Annotated in this window: 16 protein-coding genes, 1 tRNA gene and 1 pseudogene; 12 read left to right on the forward strand and 6 right to left on the reverse strand. The window is 70.6% G+C overall.

The window, feature by feature from the left end:
• Positions 1-5 precede the first annotated feature (5 nt).
• The gene (gene rlmB / locus DEJ09_RS15365) at positions 6-1,016 is read left to right on the forward strand and encodes a 23S rRNA (guanosine(2251)-2'-O)-methyltransferase RlmB (RefSeq protein ID WP_027466607.1); all 1,011 of its coding nucleotides are present in this window, start codon (positions 6-8) and stop codon (positions 1,014-1,016) included.
• 286 nt (positions 1,017-1,302) lie between these two features.
• Here the strand turns inward: rlmB and DEJ09_RS15370 are convergent, their stop codons facing one another.
• Together DEJ09_RS15370 and DEJ09_RS15375 are read right to left on the reverse strand one after the other, a co-directional pair.
• Entirely contained in the window at positions 1,303-2,610 is a 1,308-nt protein-coding gene (locus tag DEJ09_RS15370) for a DUF4032 domain-containing protein (RefSeq protein ID WP_111089146.1), read from the reverse strand.
• An 84-nt stretch (positions 2,611-2,694) separates the two neighbouring features.
• Positions 2,695-3,795, reverse strand: a complete 1,101-nt coding sequence (locus tag DEJ09_RS15375; RefSeq protein ID WP_071404078.1) for an ABC transporter ATP-binding protein — start codon at positions 3,793-3,795, stop codon at positions 2,695-2,697.
• Positions 3,796-4,038: 243 nt separating this feature from the next.
• Between DEJ09_RS15375 and DEJ09_RS15380 the strand changes: the two genes are divergently transcribed.
• Positions 4,039-4,971, forward strand: coding sequence for a thioredoxin domain-containing protein (locus DEJ09_RS15380; RefSeq protein WP_111089147.1), 933 nt, complete (start codon positions 4,039-4,041; stop codon positions 4,969-4,971).
• Positions 4,972-5,074: 103 nt separating this feature from the next.
• On the opposite strand, the gene DEJ09_RS15385 is transcribed toward DEJ09_RS15380, so the two are convergent.
• Positions 5,075-5,968, reverse strand: a complete 894-nt coding sequence (locus DEJ09_RS15385; RefSeq protein ID WP_111089148.1) for a neutral zinc metallopeptidase — start codon at positions 5,966-5,968, stop codon at positions 5,075-5,077.
• A gap of 114 nt (positions 5,969-6,082) precedes the next feature.
• Here DEJ09_RS15385 and DEJ09_RS15390 point away from each other — a divergent pair, with 114 nt between their 5' ends.
• Positions 6,083-7,225, forward strand: a complete 1,143-nt coding sequence (locus DEJ09_RS15390; RefSeq protein WP_111039022.1) for a glycerol dehydrogenase — start codon at positions 6,083-6,085, stop codon at positions 7,223-7,225.
• Positions 7,226-7,270: 45 nt separating this feature from the next.
• On the opposite strand, the gene DEJ09_RS15395 is transcribed toward DEJ09_RS15390, so the two are convergent.
• On the reverse strand, positions 7,271-8,038 hold the full coding sequence (locus DEJ09_RS15395) for an NAD(P)H-hydrate epimerase (RefSeq protein WP_111089155.1): 768 nt from the start codon (positions 8,036-8,038) through the stop codon (positions 7,271-7,273).
• Positions 8,039-8,072: 34 nt separating this feature from the next.
• On the opposite strand from DEJ09_RS15395, the gene DEJ09_RS15400 reads away from it, so the two are divergent.
• The 3 genes and pseudogenes from DEJ09_RS15400 to DEJ09_RS15410 all read left to right on the forward strand — a co-directional run.
• Entirely contained in the window at positions 8,073-8,858 is a 786-nt protein-coding gene (locus DEJ09_RS15400) for an alpha/beta fold hydrolase (RefSeq protein WP_110863109.1), read from the forward strand.
• Positions 8,859-8,911: 53 nt separating this feature from the next.
• Positions 8,912-9,943, forward strand: coding sequence for an aldo/keto reductase (locus DEJ09_RS15405; protein ID WP_110863108.1), 1,032 nt, complete (start codon positions 8,912-8,914; stop codon positions 9,941-9,943).
• A gap of 398 nt (positions 9,944-10,341) precedes the next feature.
• A pseudogene (locus tag DEJ09_RS15410) lies at positions 10,342-10,551 on the forward strand (DUF3800 domain-containing protein); the annotation flags it as partial.
• Between the two features lie 105 nt (positions 10,552-10,656).
• On the opposite strand, the gene DEJ09_RS15415 reads toward DEJ09_RS15410, so the two are convergent.
• Both DEJ09_RS15415 and msrB read right to left on the reverse strand, forming a co-directional pair.
• Positions 10,657-10,732: transfer RNA gene (locus DEJ09_RS15415), tRNA-Thr, on the reverse strand.
• 37 nt (positions 10,733-10,769) lie between these two features.
• Complete coding sequence (gene msrB / locus DEJ09_RS15420; protein ID WP_111089150.1) at positions 10,770-11,177, reverse strand: peptide-methionine (R)-S-oxide reductase MsrB; 408 nt, start codon at positions 11,175-11,177, stop codon at positions 10,770-10,772.
• A 65-nt stretch (positions 11,178-11,242) separates the two neighbouring features.
• On the opposite strand from msrB, the gene DEJ09_RS15425 reads away from it, so the two are divergent.
• The 6 genes from DEJ09_RS15425 (at position 11,243) to groL (ending at position 16,010) form a co-directional block, all read left to right on the forward strand.
• On the forward strand, positions 11,243-11,716 hold the full coding sequence (locus DEJ09_RS15425) for a GNAT family N-acetyltransferase (protein WP_181433380.1): 474 nt from the start codon (positions 11,243-11,245) through the stop codon (positions 11,714-11,716).
• Positions 11,716-12,717, forward strand: coding sequence for a DUF2332 family protein (locus tag DEJ09_RS15430; protein WP_111089151.1), 1,002 nt, complete (start codon positions 11,716-11,718; stop codon positions 12,715-12,717). The genes DEJ09_RS15425 and DEJ09_RS15430 overlap by 1 nt, the downstream gene beginning before the upstream one ends.
• A gap of 96 nt (positions 12,718-12,813) precedes the next feature.
• On the forward strand, positions 12,814-13,125 hold the full coding sequence (locus DEJ09_RS15435) for a DUF3263 domain-containing protein (RefSeq protein WP_241660403.1): 312 nt from the start codon (positions 12,814-12,816) through the stop codon (positions 13,123-13,125).
• Positions 13,122-13,733, forward strand: coding sequence for a LytR C-terminal domain-containing protein (locus tag DEJ09_RS15440; protein WP_071404071.1), 612 nt, complete (start codon positions 13,122-13,124; stop codon positions 13,731-13,733). The genes DEJ09_RS15435 and DEJ09_RS15440 overlap by 4 nt, the downstream gene beginning before the upstream one ends.
• Before the next feature lie 193 nt (positions 13,734-13,926).
• On the forward strand, positions 13,927-14,130 hold the full coding sequence (locus DEJ09_RS15445) for a cold-shock protein (protein ID WP_017888049.1): 204 nt from the start codon (positions 13,927-13,929) through the stop codon (positions 14,128-14,130).
• Between the two features lie 257 nt (positions 14,131-14,387).
• A complete protein-coding gene (groL, locus tag DEJ09_RS15450; RefSeq protein ID WP_017888048.1) occupies positions 14,388-16,010 on the forward strand; it encodes a chaperonin GroEL in 1,623 nt (540 codons plus the stop codon).
• Positions 16,011-16,086: the final 76 nt, after the last annotated feature.

Genomic DNA, 16,086 nt, shown 5'->3' on the forward strand with positions numbered 1-16,086 from the left:
TACGCATGAAGAACGTCTCGGGAAGCAAGAAGGGTCGGCCCGGCGCCGTCCGCACCGGTCGCAAGGGCAACAAGCAGGTCGGCTCCGGCGGACAGGGCGCCCAGGCGCTCGAGGGTCGCAAGCCGACCCCGAAGGCCGAGGACCGCCCGTACCACCCGGCCGGCAAGCGCAAGGCCGCGAAGGACCGCTTCGAGGCGGCCAAGGGCCGGCACGGTTCCTCGAGCACCCCGCAGGGTCGCACGGGTCGTCCGCCGGCGCGCAAGACCGACGACTCCGAGCTGGTGACCGGGCGCAACTCGGTGCTCGAGGCCCTGCGCACGAAGACCCCGTCGTCGACGCTCTACATCGCGTCGCGCATCGAGGTCGACGACCGCGTGAAGGAGATCCTCGCGCTCGCCAACCACCGCGGCGTGCCGATCATCGAGCTCATGCGTCCCGAGCTCGACCGCATCACCGGACACGACAGCGTGCACCAGGGCGTCGCCCTGAAGGTGCCGGCGTACCAGTACGCCGTGTCCGAGGACATCGTCGAGCAGGCGTTCTCGCGCGACCAGGTCCCGCTGCTCGTCGCGCTCGACGGCATCACGGACCCCCGCAACCTCGGCGCGATCATCCGGTCGACCGCGGCCTTCGGCGGACACGGCGTCATCGTGCCGCAGCGTCGTTCGGTCGGCGTGACGGCGTCGGCGTGGAAGACCTCGGCCGGTGCCGCGGCGCGCACGCCGGTCGCGATGGCCCCGAACCTCACGCAGACCCTGAAGTCGCTCAAGTCGATGGGCCTGTTCGTCCTCGGCCTGGACGGCGACGGTGACGTGGAGCTCGACGGCCTCGAGCTCGCGGACCGCCCGATCGTGATCGTCGTCGGTTCCGAGGGCAAGGGCCTGTCGCGCCTGGTCACCGAGACCTGCGACGCCATCGTGTCGATCCCGATCTCGAGCGCCACCGAGTCCCTGAACGCCGGCATCGCCGCGAGCGTCACCCTGTGGGAGGTCGCGCGGCGCCGTCGCACCGCGTAGCCCCAGCACTTCGTGTGCAGGAATGGTCGCCTCCCCGAGCGGGAGGCGACCATTCCTGCTCACGGTGGCAGGCGGGGTCGGGCGCGACGGTCTGGAGGGCCGGCGCCGGTCTCCGGGACGCGGGGCGGGCCTCCAGGCGGTCGCGTTGCCGACCCCCGAACGGTCAGGACGCGTTGGCTGGTGCCCGCCGTGTGGTCACGATTCGTCGCTGCGCGACGCCGCAGGCGACGGTCTGCGACCGTTCGGCGCTCACCCGGCGGGGTGTCGTGACCGAGCGGGGACCGCGTCAGACCGTGGCGCGCCAGTCGTCGACGTCGTCGGACTCGTCGGCGTCGTCGTCGTCCAGCACCGGGATCGGCACGGTGATCGACGAGGTCGGCGGGTTGATGAGCAGGCGCTCGTCGCGACGGTGCCGGAGCACGTCGTTGATGTAGGCGGTCGTGGCCTCGGGCAGGGAGACGGAACGCTCCTCTTGCTGGGACATGAACCAGCGGTGCTCGAGCAGCTCGTGGAACACCTCGGCGGGTTCGAGCCGGCCGCGCAGGTCACGGGGGATCGAGCGGACGACGGGCTCGAAGACCCGTGAGACCCACTCGTGCGCCACCATCTCCTCGTCGAGTTCGTCACGGCCGTTGCGTGCACGGTACGAGTCGAGGTCGTTGAGCAGGCGCCGCGCCTGGTTCTCGCCGGCGTCGAGCCCGGTGAGGCGCAGCAGTCGGCGCTGGTGGTGCCCGGCGTCGACGACCTTCGGCTGGATCCGGACCTGCGAGCCGCCCTCGGTCGTGTGGATCGACAGTTCCTCGATGTCGAAGCCGAGCTCGTTCAGACGCTCGACGCGGTCGTTGATGCGCCAGCGTTCCTTGATGTCGAACTGCTCGGTGCCGGTGAGCTCGGTCCAGAGCGTCCGGTACTGGGCGACGATGCGGTTCGACACGTCCACGGGGTCGGCGTTCTCGTCGAGTCGCCCGCCGGCCTCGAGGTCGAGCAGCTCGCCGGCGATGTTCACGCGGGCGACCTCGAGGTCGTTCTCACGCTGGCCGTTCGACAGCCCGCCGGGGTAGAGCTTGCCGGTCTCGGCGTCGACCAGGTACGCGGCGAAGGCGCCGGCGTCGCGACGGAACAGCGTGTTCGACAGGGAAACGTCGCCCCAGTAGAAGCCGATGACGTGCAGGCGGACGAGCAGCAGCGCGAGGGCGTCGACCAGACGGGTGGCGGTCTCGGGGCGCAGCGTCTGTGAGTAGAGCGCGCGGTAGGGCAGCGAGAACCGCAGGTGGCGGGTCACCAGCACGGGGTGCAGTGGTTCACCGTCGGCGTCGACGCGGTTCGTGATGACCGCGACCGGGTCCACGCACGGCACGTCCATCCGCTGCAGGGTTCGGAGCATCTCGTACTCGGACCGGGCGACCTCTTCGCCGGTCTCCTTCACCGCGGCGACGTACCCGCTCAGGTGCACGAACCGCACGAGGTGCCGCGAGATGCCCTTCGGCAGCGCGACGATCGTGTCGTCTGGCCAGTCGGCGAGCGGCAGGTCCCACGGCAGGTCAAGCAGGCCGGGGTCGACGGTGGCGGCGGTGATGGACATCGAGTCGGGCACGGTGGTTCCTCTGGTGTCGGGGACAGCCGAGAGCCCGCGTCCGCCCTTGTGAGGCGGGCGCGGGCTCTCGGGGGAGTGCGCTGGTTACGCGCTGACGACGGCCTTGTCGTCGAGGCGGTCGCCCGACTCGGTGTCGAAGGCGTGGACGTGACCCTGCTTCGGCGTGATGACGATCGTGTCACCGATCGACGGGTGTGCACGACCGTCGACACGGGCGACGATGTCGGCGCGCTGGCCGTTCACGTCGGCGTGACCGTAGAGGTAGCCGTCGGCGCCGAGCTCCTCGACGACGTCGACCGTGACGGGCAGGCCCTCGCCGGTCTGCGACACGATGACGTCCTCGGGGCGGATGCCGACCGTGATCTGTGCGGCACGGGCGTTCGACAGGGTGTCGCGGTCGATCGCGTGGTTGAGCGTGCCGAACTTGATGCCGCCCTCGATGACGTCGGCGGGCAGCAGGTTCATGGCCGGCGAACCGATGAAGCCGGCGACGAACACGTTGTTCGGCTTCTCGTACAGGTCGCGCGGGGTGCCGACCTGCTGCAGGATGCCGTCCTTGAGCACCGCGATGCGGTCACCCATGGTGAGGGCCTCGGTCTGGTCGTGCGTGACGTAGACCGTGGTGACGCCGAGACGACGCTGCAGCGACGCGATCTGCGTGCGGGTCTGGACGCGGAGCTTGGCGTCGAGGTTCGACAGCGGCTCGTCCATGAGGAACACCTGCGGCTGACGGACGATCGCACGGCCCATCGCGACGCGCTGACGCTGACCACCGGAGAGCGCCTTCGGCTTGCGGCCCAGGTAGTCCTCGAGGTCGAGGAGCTTGGCGGCCTCCTGCACGCGGGTGGCGCGCTCTTCCTTGCCGACACCGGCGATCTTGAGCGCGAAGCCCATGTTCTCGGCGACGGTCATGTGCGGGTACAGCGCGTAGTTCTGGAACACCATCGCGATGTCGCGGTCCTTCGGCGGGACGTCCGTGACGTCGCGGTCGCCGATGCGGATCTGACCGGAGTTGACCTCTTCGAGGCCGGCCAGCATGCGGAGCGAGGTGGACTTGCCGCAGCCCGAGGGGCCGACGAGGACGAGGAACTCGCCGTCGGCGACGTCCAGGTCGAGGGAGTCGACCGCGGGACGGTTGCCTCCGGGGTAGAGACGGGTTGCCTTGTCATAGGTGACGGACGCCATGAGCGTTCGGTCCTTCCTTCACCGGCAGGTACGTGCCGGACGATCCGAGTGAAGCGGTGTGCCCGTACGGGCCCCGGACAGTCGCCGTCGACTGTCGAGGTTCATACAACACGAGTTCACCCTGGTGCGCCAGTGTTTTCCCCCTTGGTCGGCGGCTTCCCAGAGCGCCCCACTACAATCGCCGGGTCCGTCCGCCGAGCAGGGGAACGCCGAGCGGACACCGATCAGGAGGACGACGCACCGATGAACAACCGCCCCGAGGGTGCCGCCCGCGCCGCGCGGAACGAGCGCCGTGAAGCCGCCCGCCAGCGAGCCCAGCGTGCCCGGACCCAGCAGAAGCGACGCCAGCGTGGTGTCCGGCTCGGCCTGCAGATCGGGCTCGGGGTCGTGCTCCTCGCCGCCGCGACGATCATCACGCTCGTGCTCGTCGACTCCGTGAAGCCCGCCGGCCCCGGCCCGTCGACCATGTCGCAGGGTGGCATCACCATCGGGCAGGATCTGAAGCCCGTCGAGGCGTCGGCGTCCGGATCGGCTTCCGCTTCGCCGAGCAGCGCCGCGACCGACGGCGCCGGCACCGTCCGGATCACCCTGTACGTCGACTACCTCTGCCCGGGCTGCGGCCAGTTCGAGCAGGCGAACGGCGACTACATCAAGGACCTCGTCGACTCCGGTGCGGCCACGGTCGACATCCACCCGGTCGCGGTCCTGTCGAACCGCTCGCAGGGCACGAAGTACTCGCTCCGCGCCGCGAACGCCGCCGCCTGCGTCGCCGAGCACTCCCCGAACCAGTTCTACGCGGTGAACCAGGCGCTCTTCGCGAAGCAGCCGGACGAGGGCACCCCTGGTCTGACCGACGCGGAGCTCACCGACGTCGTCACGGGTGTGCAGGGGCTGCAGGAACGCAGCGCCGTCCGGAGCTGCATCGCCGACCAGGACTACGCCAAGTGGGTGGACGAGCAGACGACGGCGGTGTCCGACGGCACGATCCCCGGGTCGACGCTCAAGGAGTTCCCCGGCACGCCGCTCGTGCTCGTGAACGGGCAGCGCTACGAGCTGACCTCCCCGGTCACGAACGACGACTTCCGCACCTTCGTGGTGACGGCCGCCGGGGCGACCGACGCCACCCCGACGCCCACGCCGAGCGCGACCCCGTCGCCCACGCCGACCAAGCGCTGACGTTCGGACGAGCGCTGACGTCTGGACGAGCGCTGACGCGCTGACCACGGACGGGAGGCCCGGTGCCAGCTGGCACCGGGCCTCCCGTGGTTCGACGGTGCGGCTACAGGGCCGAACCCGGGATGCTCAGGGTGTCGCAGCTCGTCGCGCCCTGCTGGTAGCCCCGCAGGAACCAGCGCTGGCGCTGCTCGCTCGACCCGTGCGTGAACGAGTCCGGGTCGACGCGGCCGGTCGCGCGCTCCTGGATGCTGTCGTCGCCCACGGCGCTCGCCGCCGACAGGGCGTCGGTGATCTGGGAGCGGGTGATCGGTTCGAAGAACGTCTCGCCGTTCGCGTCCTTCGTCGTGGCGGCGTCGCCGACCCAGGCCCCGGCGTAGCAGTCCGCCTGCAGCTCGACGCGGACGCTGCCCGACGACGCCCCCGTGCCGGAGCGGTCGGTGTTCGCGAACGACCCCTGCAGCTGCTGGATGTGGTGCCCCCACTCGTGGGCGACGACGTACATCTGCGCGAGCGGACCGCCGGACGAGCCGTATTGCGACTGCAGGTCGTCGTAGAACGCGGTGTCCAGGAAGACCGCACGGTCCGGCGGACAGTAGAACGGGCCGGTCGCGGCCGAGGCCTGCCCGCACGAGGTGTCGGTGGAGTCCTGGAACAGGAAGAACTCCGGTGCCGTGTACGAGATGCCGAGCGATCGCGCCTCGGACGTCCAGTAGGCGTCGAGCGACTCGGCCGCGCCCTCCATCCGGCACTCGACGCGCAGGTTGGCGTCGCGTCCGGTCCGGCACTCGGGGGCGGCGTCGACGGACTCGCCCTCCTGCTGGATCGTCGTCAGGCCGTTGCCGCCGCCGACGATCCCGCTCAGGTCGAAGCCGGTGAACTGCGCGATCAGGTACACCACGATGACGCCGACGCCCACGGCGCCTCCGCCGATCGCCGTGGTGCGACCCCGCCGCTTGACCTTGCCGCCCCGGAGTTGCGAGTCGTCGTTGAACGTCATGATCCCGAACCTACCGATCAGCACCTCCCGATCAGCGGCCCCGCGTACCGTCGGCGGCGTCGGCCACCCCGACACCTGTCGTACACCTGTCGTACAACCGGAAGGAACCGCACGATGGCCACTCCCATCAGCACCGTGATGAGCCCCGCCCGCTACGTCCAGGGCAAGGACGCGATCACCCGCGTCGGCGAGTTCATCGCCCCGATCGGCAAGCGGCCCCTGATCGTCGCCGACGACGTGGTCTGGGGCATCGTCGAGACCGCCGTCTCCGAGAGCTTCCGGTCCGCCGACCTGGCCGTGGAGCGTGTCGGGTTCGGCCGCTTCGCCACCCCAGAAGCCGTCGACGAGCTCGTCGAGCAGATCCGCGCGAAGGACGCCGACGTCATCGTGGGGCTCGGCGGCGGCTCCGCCATCGACGCTGCGAAGGCCGCGGGACACCTCGCCGGCATCCGGTGGGCCAGCGTGCCGACGGCCGCGTCCACCGACGCCCCCACCTCGGCGCTCGCCGTCATCTACACCGCCGAGGGCGAGTTCATCGAGTACCGCTTCTTCCCGCACAACCCGGACCTGGTGCTCATCGACACCCGGCTCGTCGCCAACGCGCCGGTGCAGTTCCTGGTCGCGGGCATCGGGGACGCGCTGGCGACCTGGGTCGAGGCCCGTGCCGCGAAGCGCGCCAACGCCGACACCATGGCCGGCGGCCTGCAGACCCAGACCGGCGTCGCGCTCGCCGAGCTGTCGTGGAAGCTCCTGCACGAGAACGCCCTGCAGGCCATCGAGGCCGTCAAGGCCAAGGTCGTCACCCCGGCGCTCGAGAAGGTCGTCGAGGCGAACACGCTGCTGTCCGGCCTGGGCTTCGAGTCCGGTGGGCTCGCCGCCGCCCATGCGATCCACAACGGGCTGACCGCGGCGCCGCAGGCGCACGGCCTGGCGCACGGGCAGAAGGTGAACATCGGGACGATCGCGCAGCTGGTGCTCGAGGGCGCCCCGGCCGAGGAGATCGAGGACTTCGTCGTCTTCACCACGAAGGTCGGCCTGCCGAACACCCTGACCGAGATCGGCCTGACGGTGGACGACCGTGACGTGCTGCGCGCCGTGGCCGAGGCCGCGACGGTGGAGGGCGAGACCATCCACAACATGCCGTTCCCGGTGACGCCGGAGCTCGTGGTCGACGCCCTGGTCGCGATCGAGGGCATCGCACGCAGCGTCCGCGCCGAGCACGGTCTGCCGGAGCCCGTGCTGTACGAGCACCACTGACGTTCGAGCAGCACTGACGTTCGAGCAGCACTGACGGGCGAGGGGTCAGGTGCGGATCAGCGGCTCCATCGTCGCCAGGTCCGCACCGATCCCGACGTCGACGAGTTCGATCCGCCCGGCGAGGGTGGCGGCGGGTCCGGTCAACAGGCCGGCCTTCACCCCGCCGAAGGTGACGGTGACGTCGGCGTGCAGGACGTGATCGTCCGCGACGCCGCCGGTGTCCACGTCGATGCCGCTCGGCACGTCCACCGCGACGACGAACGGCGCACGCTGGTCGCGGGCGAGCTCACGGATGGCGTCCACGACGTCCCGCGCGGGGGACCGCAGTGCGTTCGCGCCGTGCACCCCGATGCCGAGGATGCCGTCGAGCACCAGGTCTGCCTCGAGTGCGGCCTCGGTCGCGACGTCCGCCAAGCGTTCGCCGTCGCTCCGGCCGGCGGCTCGCAGGATGTCGGCCGCTCCGCCCGCGTTCGGTCCCGAGGCGCCGGACGGGCCGTCCAGCAGACGGGCGCCGGCGTCCAGCGCCGCTGCCAGGCCGGCCTCGTGGACACGGGAGCCGACGCGCAGGACCGCCACGTGCCTCCCGGCCGCTGCCAGGCGCGCGCCCGCGAACAGGGCGTCACCGCCGTTGTCGCCGCTGCCGGCGAGCACGAGGACGGATCCCGGCCCGTCGACCGGCCGCACGGCCGGGTCGTCCAGCAGGTCGCCGACGATGCGCGCGAGCCCGTCGGCGGCGCGCTGCATCAGGGGTTCCCCCGCGTCGAGGTGGGGGCGTTCTGCCGCCCGGATCTGATCGCCGCCGTAGCCGTCCATGGCCACCACACTGCCCCGATACGCTTGAGAGGACATGTCACTCGTCCCCGAAGCGCCCCGCCCCCGGTTCGTGATGTCGCCCGACGGGCTGCGACTCGCGACCTACGACTTCGGCGACCCCGACGCCCCGGCCGTCATCGCGGTGCACGGCTTCGCCTCCGGTGCGGTGCTCAACTGGCACGCCTCGGGCTGGACGCGGCACCTGGTCCGTGCCGGCTACCGGGTCGTGGCACTCGACCAGCGCGGGCACGGCGCGAGCGCGAAGCCGCACGACCCGGGTGCCTACTCGATGGACCTGCTCGTCGCCGACGTCACCACGGTCATCGACACGTACCTGCTCGACGACGTCGCGTTCCTCGGCTACTCGCTCGGCGCACGGGTCGGCTGGCACACCGCCGAACGGCTGCCCGGCCGGATCTCACGTGCGGTGTTCGGCGGGATCCCGGACGCCGACCCGATGCGTCGCGTCCGCGTCGACCAGGCGAAGGCGTACATCGCCGACGGCACCCCCATCGAGGACCGCGTCACGAACGGCTACCTGACGATGGCGGGCAACGTCGAGGGCAACGACCTCGGCGCGCTCGTGGCCATGGTCGAGGGGATGCGGAACAGCATCGAGCCGACCCCGGAGAACGCCCCGGCGCAGCCGCTCCTGATCGCCGCGGGCAGCGAGGACGGCATCCGCGACAGCGCGGTCCGGCTCGCCGAGGCCGCACCGGACGCCACCTTCTTCGAGATCCCCGGGCGCAACCACTTCAACGCCCCGACCTCGCGGCCGTTCCGCGAAGCGGCACTGCGGTTCCTGTCCGCCCCGCGCTGAGGGGTACTCGTGGGTCCCCTCGGTCGGACGGCACCGGGCGTACCGTCCCCGCCATGGACTACAGACTCCTCGGCAACAGCGGGACATCGGTGTCGACGCTGACCCTCGGCACCATGACGTTCGGCAGCGAAGCCGACGAACCCACCTCACACGCCATCCTCGACGCCTTCGTGGCCGCCGGTGGCACGCTCGTCGACACGGCGGACGTCTACTCCGGCAACGAGTCCGAGCGGATCATCGGCCGCTGGCTCGCAGCACACCCCACCGAGGCCGCACAGGTCGTTCTCGCCACCAAGGGCCGGTTCCCGCAGGGCGACGGCCCGAACGACCTCGGCCTGTCCCGACGACACCTGCGCGTGGCCCTCGACGCCTCGCTCGAGCGGCTCGGCGTCGACCACATCGACCTGTACCAGATGCACGCGTGGGACGCCCTGACCCCCATCGACGAGACCCTGCGGTTCCTCGACGACGCCGTGTCCGCCGGGAAGATCGGCTCCTACGGGTTCTCGAACTACCTCGGATACCAGGTCACCAAGGCCGTCTACGAGGCGAAGGCGCACGGCTGGGCACCGCCCGTCACCCTGCAGCCGCAGTACAACCTGCTCGTCCGCGACATCGAGCACGAGGTCGTGCCCGCCTGCCTCGACGCCGGCATCGGCCTGCTGCCCTGGTCGCCGCTGGCCGGCGGCTGGCTCTCCGGCAAGTACCAGCGCGACGAGGCCCCGACCGGCGCGACCCGCCTGGGCGAGAACCCGCAGCGCGGCATGGAGGCCTGGGAAGCCCGCAACGGTGACGAGCGCACGTGGGAGGTGCTCGACGCCGTCTCCGAGGTGGCCGACGCCCACGACGCGTCGAAGTCGCAGGTCGCGCTCGCCTGGCTGCTGGCCCGTCCCGCGGTCACGAGCGTGATCCTCGGCGTCCGCACCCTGTCGCAGCTCGAGGACAACCTCGGTGCCGCGGACCTGGTGCTCACCGACGACGAGCTCGACCGGCTGACCGACGCCAGCGCTCCCCGCATCGACGACTACCCCTACGGCACGGCCGGCGTCGCGCAGCGGGAGCGGAAGATCACCGGCGGACGCTGAGCGGACAGGACCCCTGCCCGTTCGTGCACATCGTGCGGATTTCCGCGGATGTGGGGTCAGGGTGTGGACGCGCGGGTCGGTGAGGTGTCATCCTCGTCGCACGACCGGCTGGTTACCGCGTCCAGCGCCCGGAACGCCCCCTGATCCGCGTTCCGTGTGCCGATGCCCCGGGCGAGACTTCGCCCGGGGCATCGCTTCATCAAGGGCAGTGCGTCGCACCCCCTCCACACCTTCTGTACGGCAGTATTCCACCGTGCTGCTCTGCTTCGTCGACGAATCCTTCAAGCCGGACCTCTACGGCTTCGGCGCCGTGATGGCGGACGCGGCACAGACCCGCTGGCTCACGCACCGCATGCACGAGATCGTCGCGGCGCCAGGCCTACGGGACTCCCGGAACGTACATGCAGACCCGGCTCGAACGGTTGCTCGACACCGTTCACTTCGCGCCGAGTCACCACTCACGCATGCTGCAGGTCGCCGATCTCCTGGCGTTCGTCTGGGTGCGCTCGCGGACGGTGGAGGAACGGGATCCGCGGCAAGCGCGTGTCCTCGCCGCGCTCGTCGACGACATCGAACGGTGCGCGTACCAGCCCGGCGTCTGGCCCTGAGACTGGTCGACCGGCACCACCGGCCGGACGCACGACAGCCCCGCTCGAGGCGGGGCTGAAGGCGGTGCGGGCGGCGAACGAGCCGCGGCCTGCGCATGCAGTATATGGGGCCGGCAGCGGGACTTGAACCCGCAACCCCCGTATTACAAGTACGGTGCGCTACCAATTGCGCCATGCCGGCTGACGCCGCTCATCCTACCGGTGAGGGCGTCCGGGGCTCACTCGCCCGACTTCTCCGAGAAGTTCAGCGAGATCGAGTTCATGCAGTACCGGTCACCCGTGGGGGTGCCGAACCCGTCCGGGAACACGTGGCCCAGGTGCGAACCGCAGTTCGCACAACGGACCTCGGTGCGGGCCATGCCGAGGGAGTTGTCCTCGATGAGCTGCACGGCGTCCGGGTTCACCGACTCGTAGAACGACGGCCAGCCGCAGCCGGAGTCGAACTTCGTGCCGCTCTTGAACAGCTCCGCGTTGCAGGCCGCACAGGTGTAGACGCCGGCGCGCTCCTCGTCGAGGAATTCACCGGTCCACGGTCGTTCGGTCCCCGCCTGGCGGAGGACGGCGTACTGGTCCGGGGAGAGCTCCTCGCGCCACTGGGCGTCGGACTTGTCGACGTTGTATGCCATTGGTTCCTCCTGCTTCCGGCCGGGCTCTTCCGGGCACTCCCGACCACTTCACTAAACTCGCCACGATGTCCGAGCATTCCGTGCACCACGCCCGCTGGACCCGTCTGACGACGGACGAACTGTACGGCATCGTGGTCCTGCGCAACCGCGTGTTCGCGCTCGAGCAGCGGGTCACCGCCGAGGACTTCGACGGCCGTGACCGCGAGCCCGACACCGAGCACTGGTGGTTCGGCACGGACACCGATGCGGTTGGGTACCTGCGGCTCATCCGCCCGGCAGTCGACGAGGTCCACCCCGACGGCGCAGCGTCGCCGGCGTGGGTGATCGGCCGGGTCGCGACCGACCCCGGGCACCGTGGACAGGGGATCGCCGGCCGGCTCGTCGCCGCCGTCCTCGACGAACACGGACACGACCCGTTCGTCCTCCATGCCCAGGAGTACGTCGCCGCCCTGTACGAGCGGTACGGCTTCGTGCGGTTCGGGGAGCCGTACGACGAGGCAGGCATCCGACACGTCGGCATGCACCGGCCCGGACGCTGATGGACACCCGCGCCCGGTTCGACGCGTACGCCGACCGCATCCAGGCGGTCTCGCCGTCGTACGCGGCCTGGGCACGGTCGCTCGACGACTCCCTGGTCGCGCTCCTCGCCGAGGTCCCCGAGCAGCAGCGGCAGCCGGAACTGTTCTTCGCGGTCGCGCGGCAGCTGGGCGCGGACCCGTCGGACCCGGGTGCGCTGCGCGCGCTCGGCCTGGAGGCCCGCCCTGCGCTGGTCACGGCCCTCGCCTCCGCCACGGTGCAGGCCAACGACCCGCAGCGGCTCGCCCCGGTCGTTCCGCTGTTCGCGGCGCTCGCCGAACGGTCCGCGCGTCCGCTCGGCCTGGTCGACGCCGGGGCCGCCGCCGGGCTGTGCTCGATCCCGGACCGGGTGACCCTGGACTACCGCGTCGGTTCCGGGGCCGCAGTCCTCCGGATGCACACGGCGGTCGCCGAGCCCTCGGTCCGGCTCGTCGCGGACGCAACCGGGGCCGTTCCCACTCCCGCGACCGTCCCGATCAGGGTCGGCGCCCGGGTGGCCCTCGACCCGAACCCGATCGACCTGTCGGTCCCCGGTGCGTTCGACCGGCTGGTCAAGGCCGTCCCGCCCGAGGCGTCGGACCGGACCGCCCTGATGCGCGCGGCGGCGTCCGCGACGCTCACCGTGCCTCCAGTCCGGATCCGGGGCGCGCTGCCCGGCGACCTCGACCGTGCACTGGACGCCCTGCCGGACGACGTCGAACCGGTCGTCCTGACCACCGGGACCCTGGTCTACGTGCCGGGCGCGGAGCGGCAGCGGTTCGTGGACCGGATCCGTGCGCGAGGCGTGCACTGGATCGCCCTCGAACGCACCGGGATCCTGCGCGGGGTGGCGGCGACGCTGCCCGACGACGTCGACGCGGCGGATCCGGACTCGTTCGCGACGGTCTCGCTCGACGGGGTCGCGGTGGCCGTCTCCGACCCGTTCGGTCGGCGTGTGCGCTGGTTCCGCGCGCCGAACCTGTGACCGGTGTTCGCGACAGTCCAGCGCCGTGCCAGGGTCCGGATCGACTCCACCCCTACGATGTGCGAGACCCGTTACCCGACCGTGATCGGAACCGCCGTGACCAGCCCCACCGACGAACGCAGCACTGAGCAGCTCAGCGAGCTCGCCCAGCGCGTGCTGTCGTTCGAGCAGGACCGGGCACGGCACGACCGCACGAAGGAAGCGGAGATCCGGGTCGAGTTCGAGATGTCGGCGGCGCGCTACTACCAGGTGCTGAATCGCGTTATCGACTCGCCCGCGGCACTCGCGTACGACCCGCAGCTCGTCAGCCGGCTGCAGCGGCTCCGTCACGCGCGCACCAGCGCCCGGGCGACGCGCAGCTTCGTCGCGCCCGGTGCGGCTCCCGAAGGACGTGAAGAGGAACGATGAGCACGAGATTCCCCCGAGACCGGTTCGACGACGTCGCCGACGGCCCGCGGGTCGGTGCGCACCGCGGTGCCCAGCGTCGCGGCCGTGGCTGGATCGCCTTCGCCTGGGCGGCGCTCGCCACCGGCGTGCTCGTCGGCATCGGGGTGCTCGTCCTCGCGCTGCTGAACGGCAGCTACTCCTTCAACAGCTCGGATTCCCCCTCGGCCTCCACGTCGGCGTCCGCCACCGCGAAACCCTCGGCGACGTCCAAGCCGTCCGCGTCCTCGTCCGCCGGTTCCGGCTCGGCTGGGTCGGGGTCGGGCAGCGCTGCGGCCGCGACGCCGGCGCAGCAGGGCACCACCACCGTCGTCGTCCTGAACGGCACGACCACCACGGGCCTCGCCAGCCGAGCGAGCGCGGCGCTGACCGGCGCCGGCTGGCAGGTCGCCTCCACCGGTGATGCCGGCACGACGGGCTCCACGTCGACGATCGTCTACTACCAGCAGGCGTCGCAGGCGGCGGTCGCACAGGGCATCGCGAAGCAGCTCGGCGTCACGGCCGTGCAGCAGTCGGCGGCGTTCCCGAACGCCGACGTGAGCGTCGTCCTCGGCGCCGACTACACCGGCTGATCGGTCGTTCTGCGGGCCGTCGCGCCGCGTTTTCCGCGCATTGTGTGACGGCCGTGTTTCGAGCACGTTGATTTCTGACGGAATCGACGTGAAACAACGTCACACCTCTTGCCTGATCGGACGGGTTCGGTCAGAGTCCCATGCAGACGACGATCACGTCGTTCCGCACTGCAGTACCAGGGAGCAAGAGATCATGGCCAACGGAACCGTGAAGTGGTTCAACGCTGAAAAGGGCTTCGGCTTCATCACCGTGGATGGAGGGGGCCAGGACGTGTTCGTGCACTACTCGGCCATCGACATGTCGGGTTACAAGGTCCTCGAGGAGGGCCAGGCCGTCGTCTTCGACGTCGGCACCGGGTCGAAGGGCCCGCAGGCAGAGTCCGTCCGCCCCGCCTGAGCAGCACCACTTCCAGAACGCGCCGTCCCGTCAGGGGCGGCGCGTTCGTCGTGTGCGGGGACGGTGACCGGTGCTGGGAGCGTGACCGCGGCGGTGGTGCGGGGTCCACCGGACGCGACGTGTCCTGGGAAGTCGTCACGAGCCTCCCGACTGTGTTGCACTCACACCCGGCGAGTGCCAGAATCGGCGTTGGCACTCGCTCACGCTGAGTGCCAGCACGACCCCCAAGACGACGTCCGGGAGGGACGAAAAACCACATGGCTAAGATCATTGCTTTCGACGAGGAGGCCCGCCGTGGCCTCGAGCGCGGCCTGAACCAGCTGGCCGACGCCGTGAAGGTGACGCTCGGCCCGCGCGGCCGCAACGTCGTCCTCGAGAAGAAGTGGGGCGCCCCCACGATCACGAACGACGGTGTCTCCATCGCCAAGGAAATCGAGCTCGACGACCCGTACGAGAAGATCGGTGCGGAGCTCGTCAAGGAGGTCGCCAAGAAGACCGACGACGTCGCCGGTGACGGAACGACCACCGCGACCGTCCTCGCCCAGGCGCTCGTCCGCGAAGGCCTGCGCAACGTCGCCGCCGGTGCCGACCCCGTGTCGCTCAAGCGCGGCATCGAGAAGGCCGTCGCCGCCGTCTCCGACCAGCTCCTCGCCAACGCGAAGGACATCGAGACCAAGGACCAGATCGCCGCGACCGCGTCGATCTCGGCCGCTGACCCGACCATCGGCGCGCTCATCGCCGAGGCCATCGACAAGGTCGGCAAGGAAGGCGTCGTCACCGTCGAGGAGTCGAACACCTTCGGCACCGAGCTCGAGCTCACCGAGGGCATGCGCTTCGACAAGGGCTACCTGTCGCAGTACTTCGTCACCGACCCCGAGCGTCAGGAAGCCGTCTTCGAGGACGCCTACATCCTGATCGTCAACTCGAAGATCTCGAACATCAAGGACCTCCTGCCGGTCGTCGACAAGGTGATCCAGGCGGGTAAGCAGCTCCTGATCATCGCCGAGGACGTCGACGGCGAGGCCCTGGCCACGCTCGTCGTGAACAAGATCCGCGGCATCTTCAAGTCCGTCGCCGTCAAGGCCCCGGGCTTCGGCGACCGCCGCAAGGCCATGCTGCAGGACATCGCGATCCTCACCGGTGGCCAGGTCATCTCGGAAGAGGTCGGCCTCAAGCTCGAGAACGCGACGCTCGACCTGCTCGGTCGTGCCCGCAAGGTCGTCATCACCAAGGACGAGACCACGATCGTCGAGGGTGCCGGCGACGCCGAGCAGATCGCCGGCCGTGTCCGCCAGATCCGTGCCGAGATCGAGGCGACCGACTCCGACTACGACCGCGAGAAGCTCCAGGAGCGCCTCGCGAAGCTCGCCGGTGGCGTCGCCGTCATCAAGGCGGGTGCCGCGACCGAGGTCGAGCTCAAGGAGCGCAAGCACCGCATCGAGGACGCCGTCCGCAACGCGAAGGCTGCCGTCGAAGAGGGCATCGTCGCCGGTGGTGGCGTCGCCCTCATCCAGGCCGGTGCCGTCGCACTCGAGGCCCTCGAGCTCGAGGGTGACGAGGCGACCGGTGCGAACATCGTCCGCGTGGCCATCGACGCGCCGCTCAAGCAGATCGCGCTGAACGCCGGTCTCGAGCCGGGCGTCGTCGCCGCCAAGGTCCGCGAGCTCGAGTCGGGTTGGGGCCTCAACGCCGCGACCGGCGAGTACGTCGACCTGATCGCCGCCGGCATCATCGACCCCGCCAAGGTCACGCGTTCGGCGCTGCAGAACGCTGCGTCGATCGCCGGTCTGTTCCTGACCACCGAGGTCGTCGTCGCCGAGAAGCCCGAGCGCACCCCTGCTGCTCCGGCTGGCGACCCGACGGGTGGCATGGACTTCTAAGTCCGCCTGACGGAAGGGCCCCGCACGCTGCGCGTGTGGGGCCCTTCTGTGTGTGCGGGGGTGGGCGGGGTGAGCG

It is taken from the genome of Curtobacterium sp. MCLR17_055, assembly GCF_003234305.1.
Taxonomy (GTDB): domain Bacteria; phylum Actinomycetota; class Actinomycetes; order Actinomycetales; family Microbacteriaceae; genus Curtobacterium; species Curtobacterium flaccumfaciens.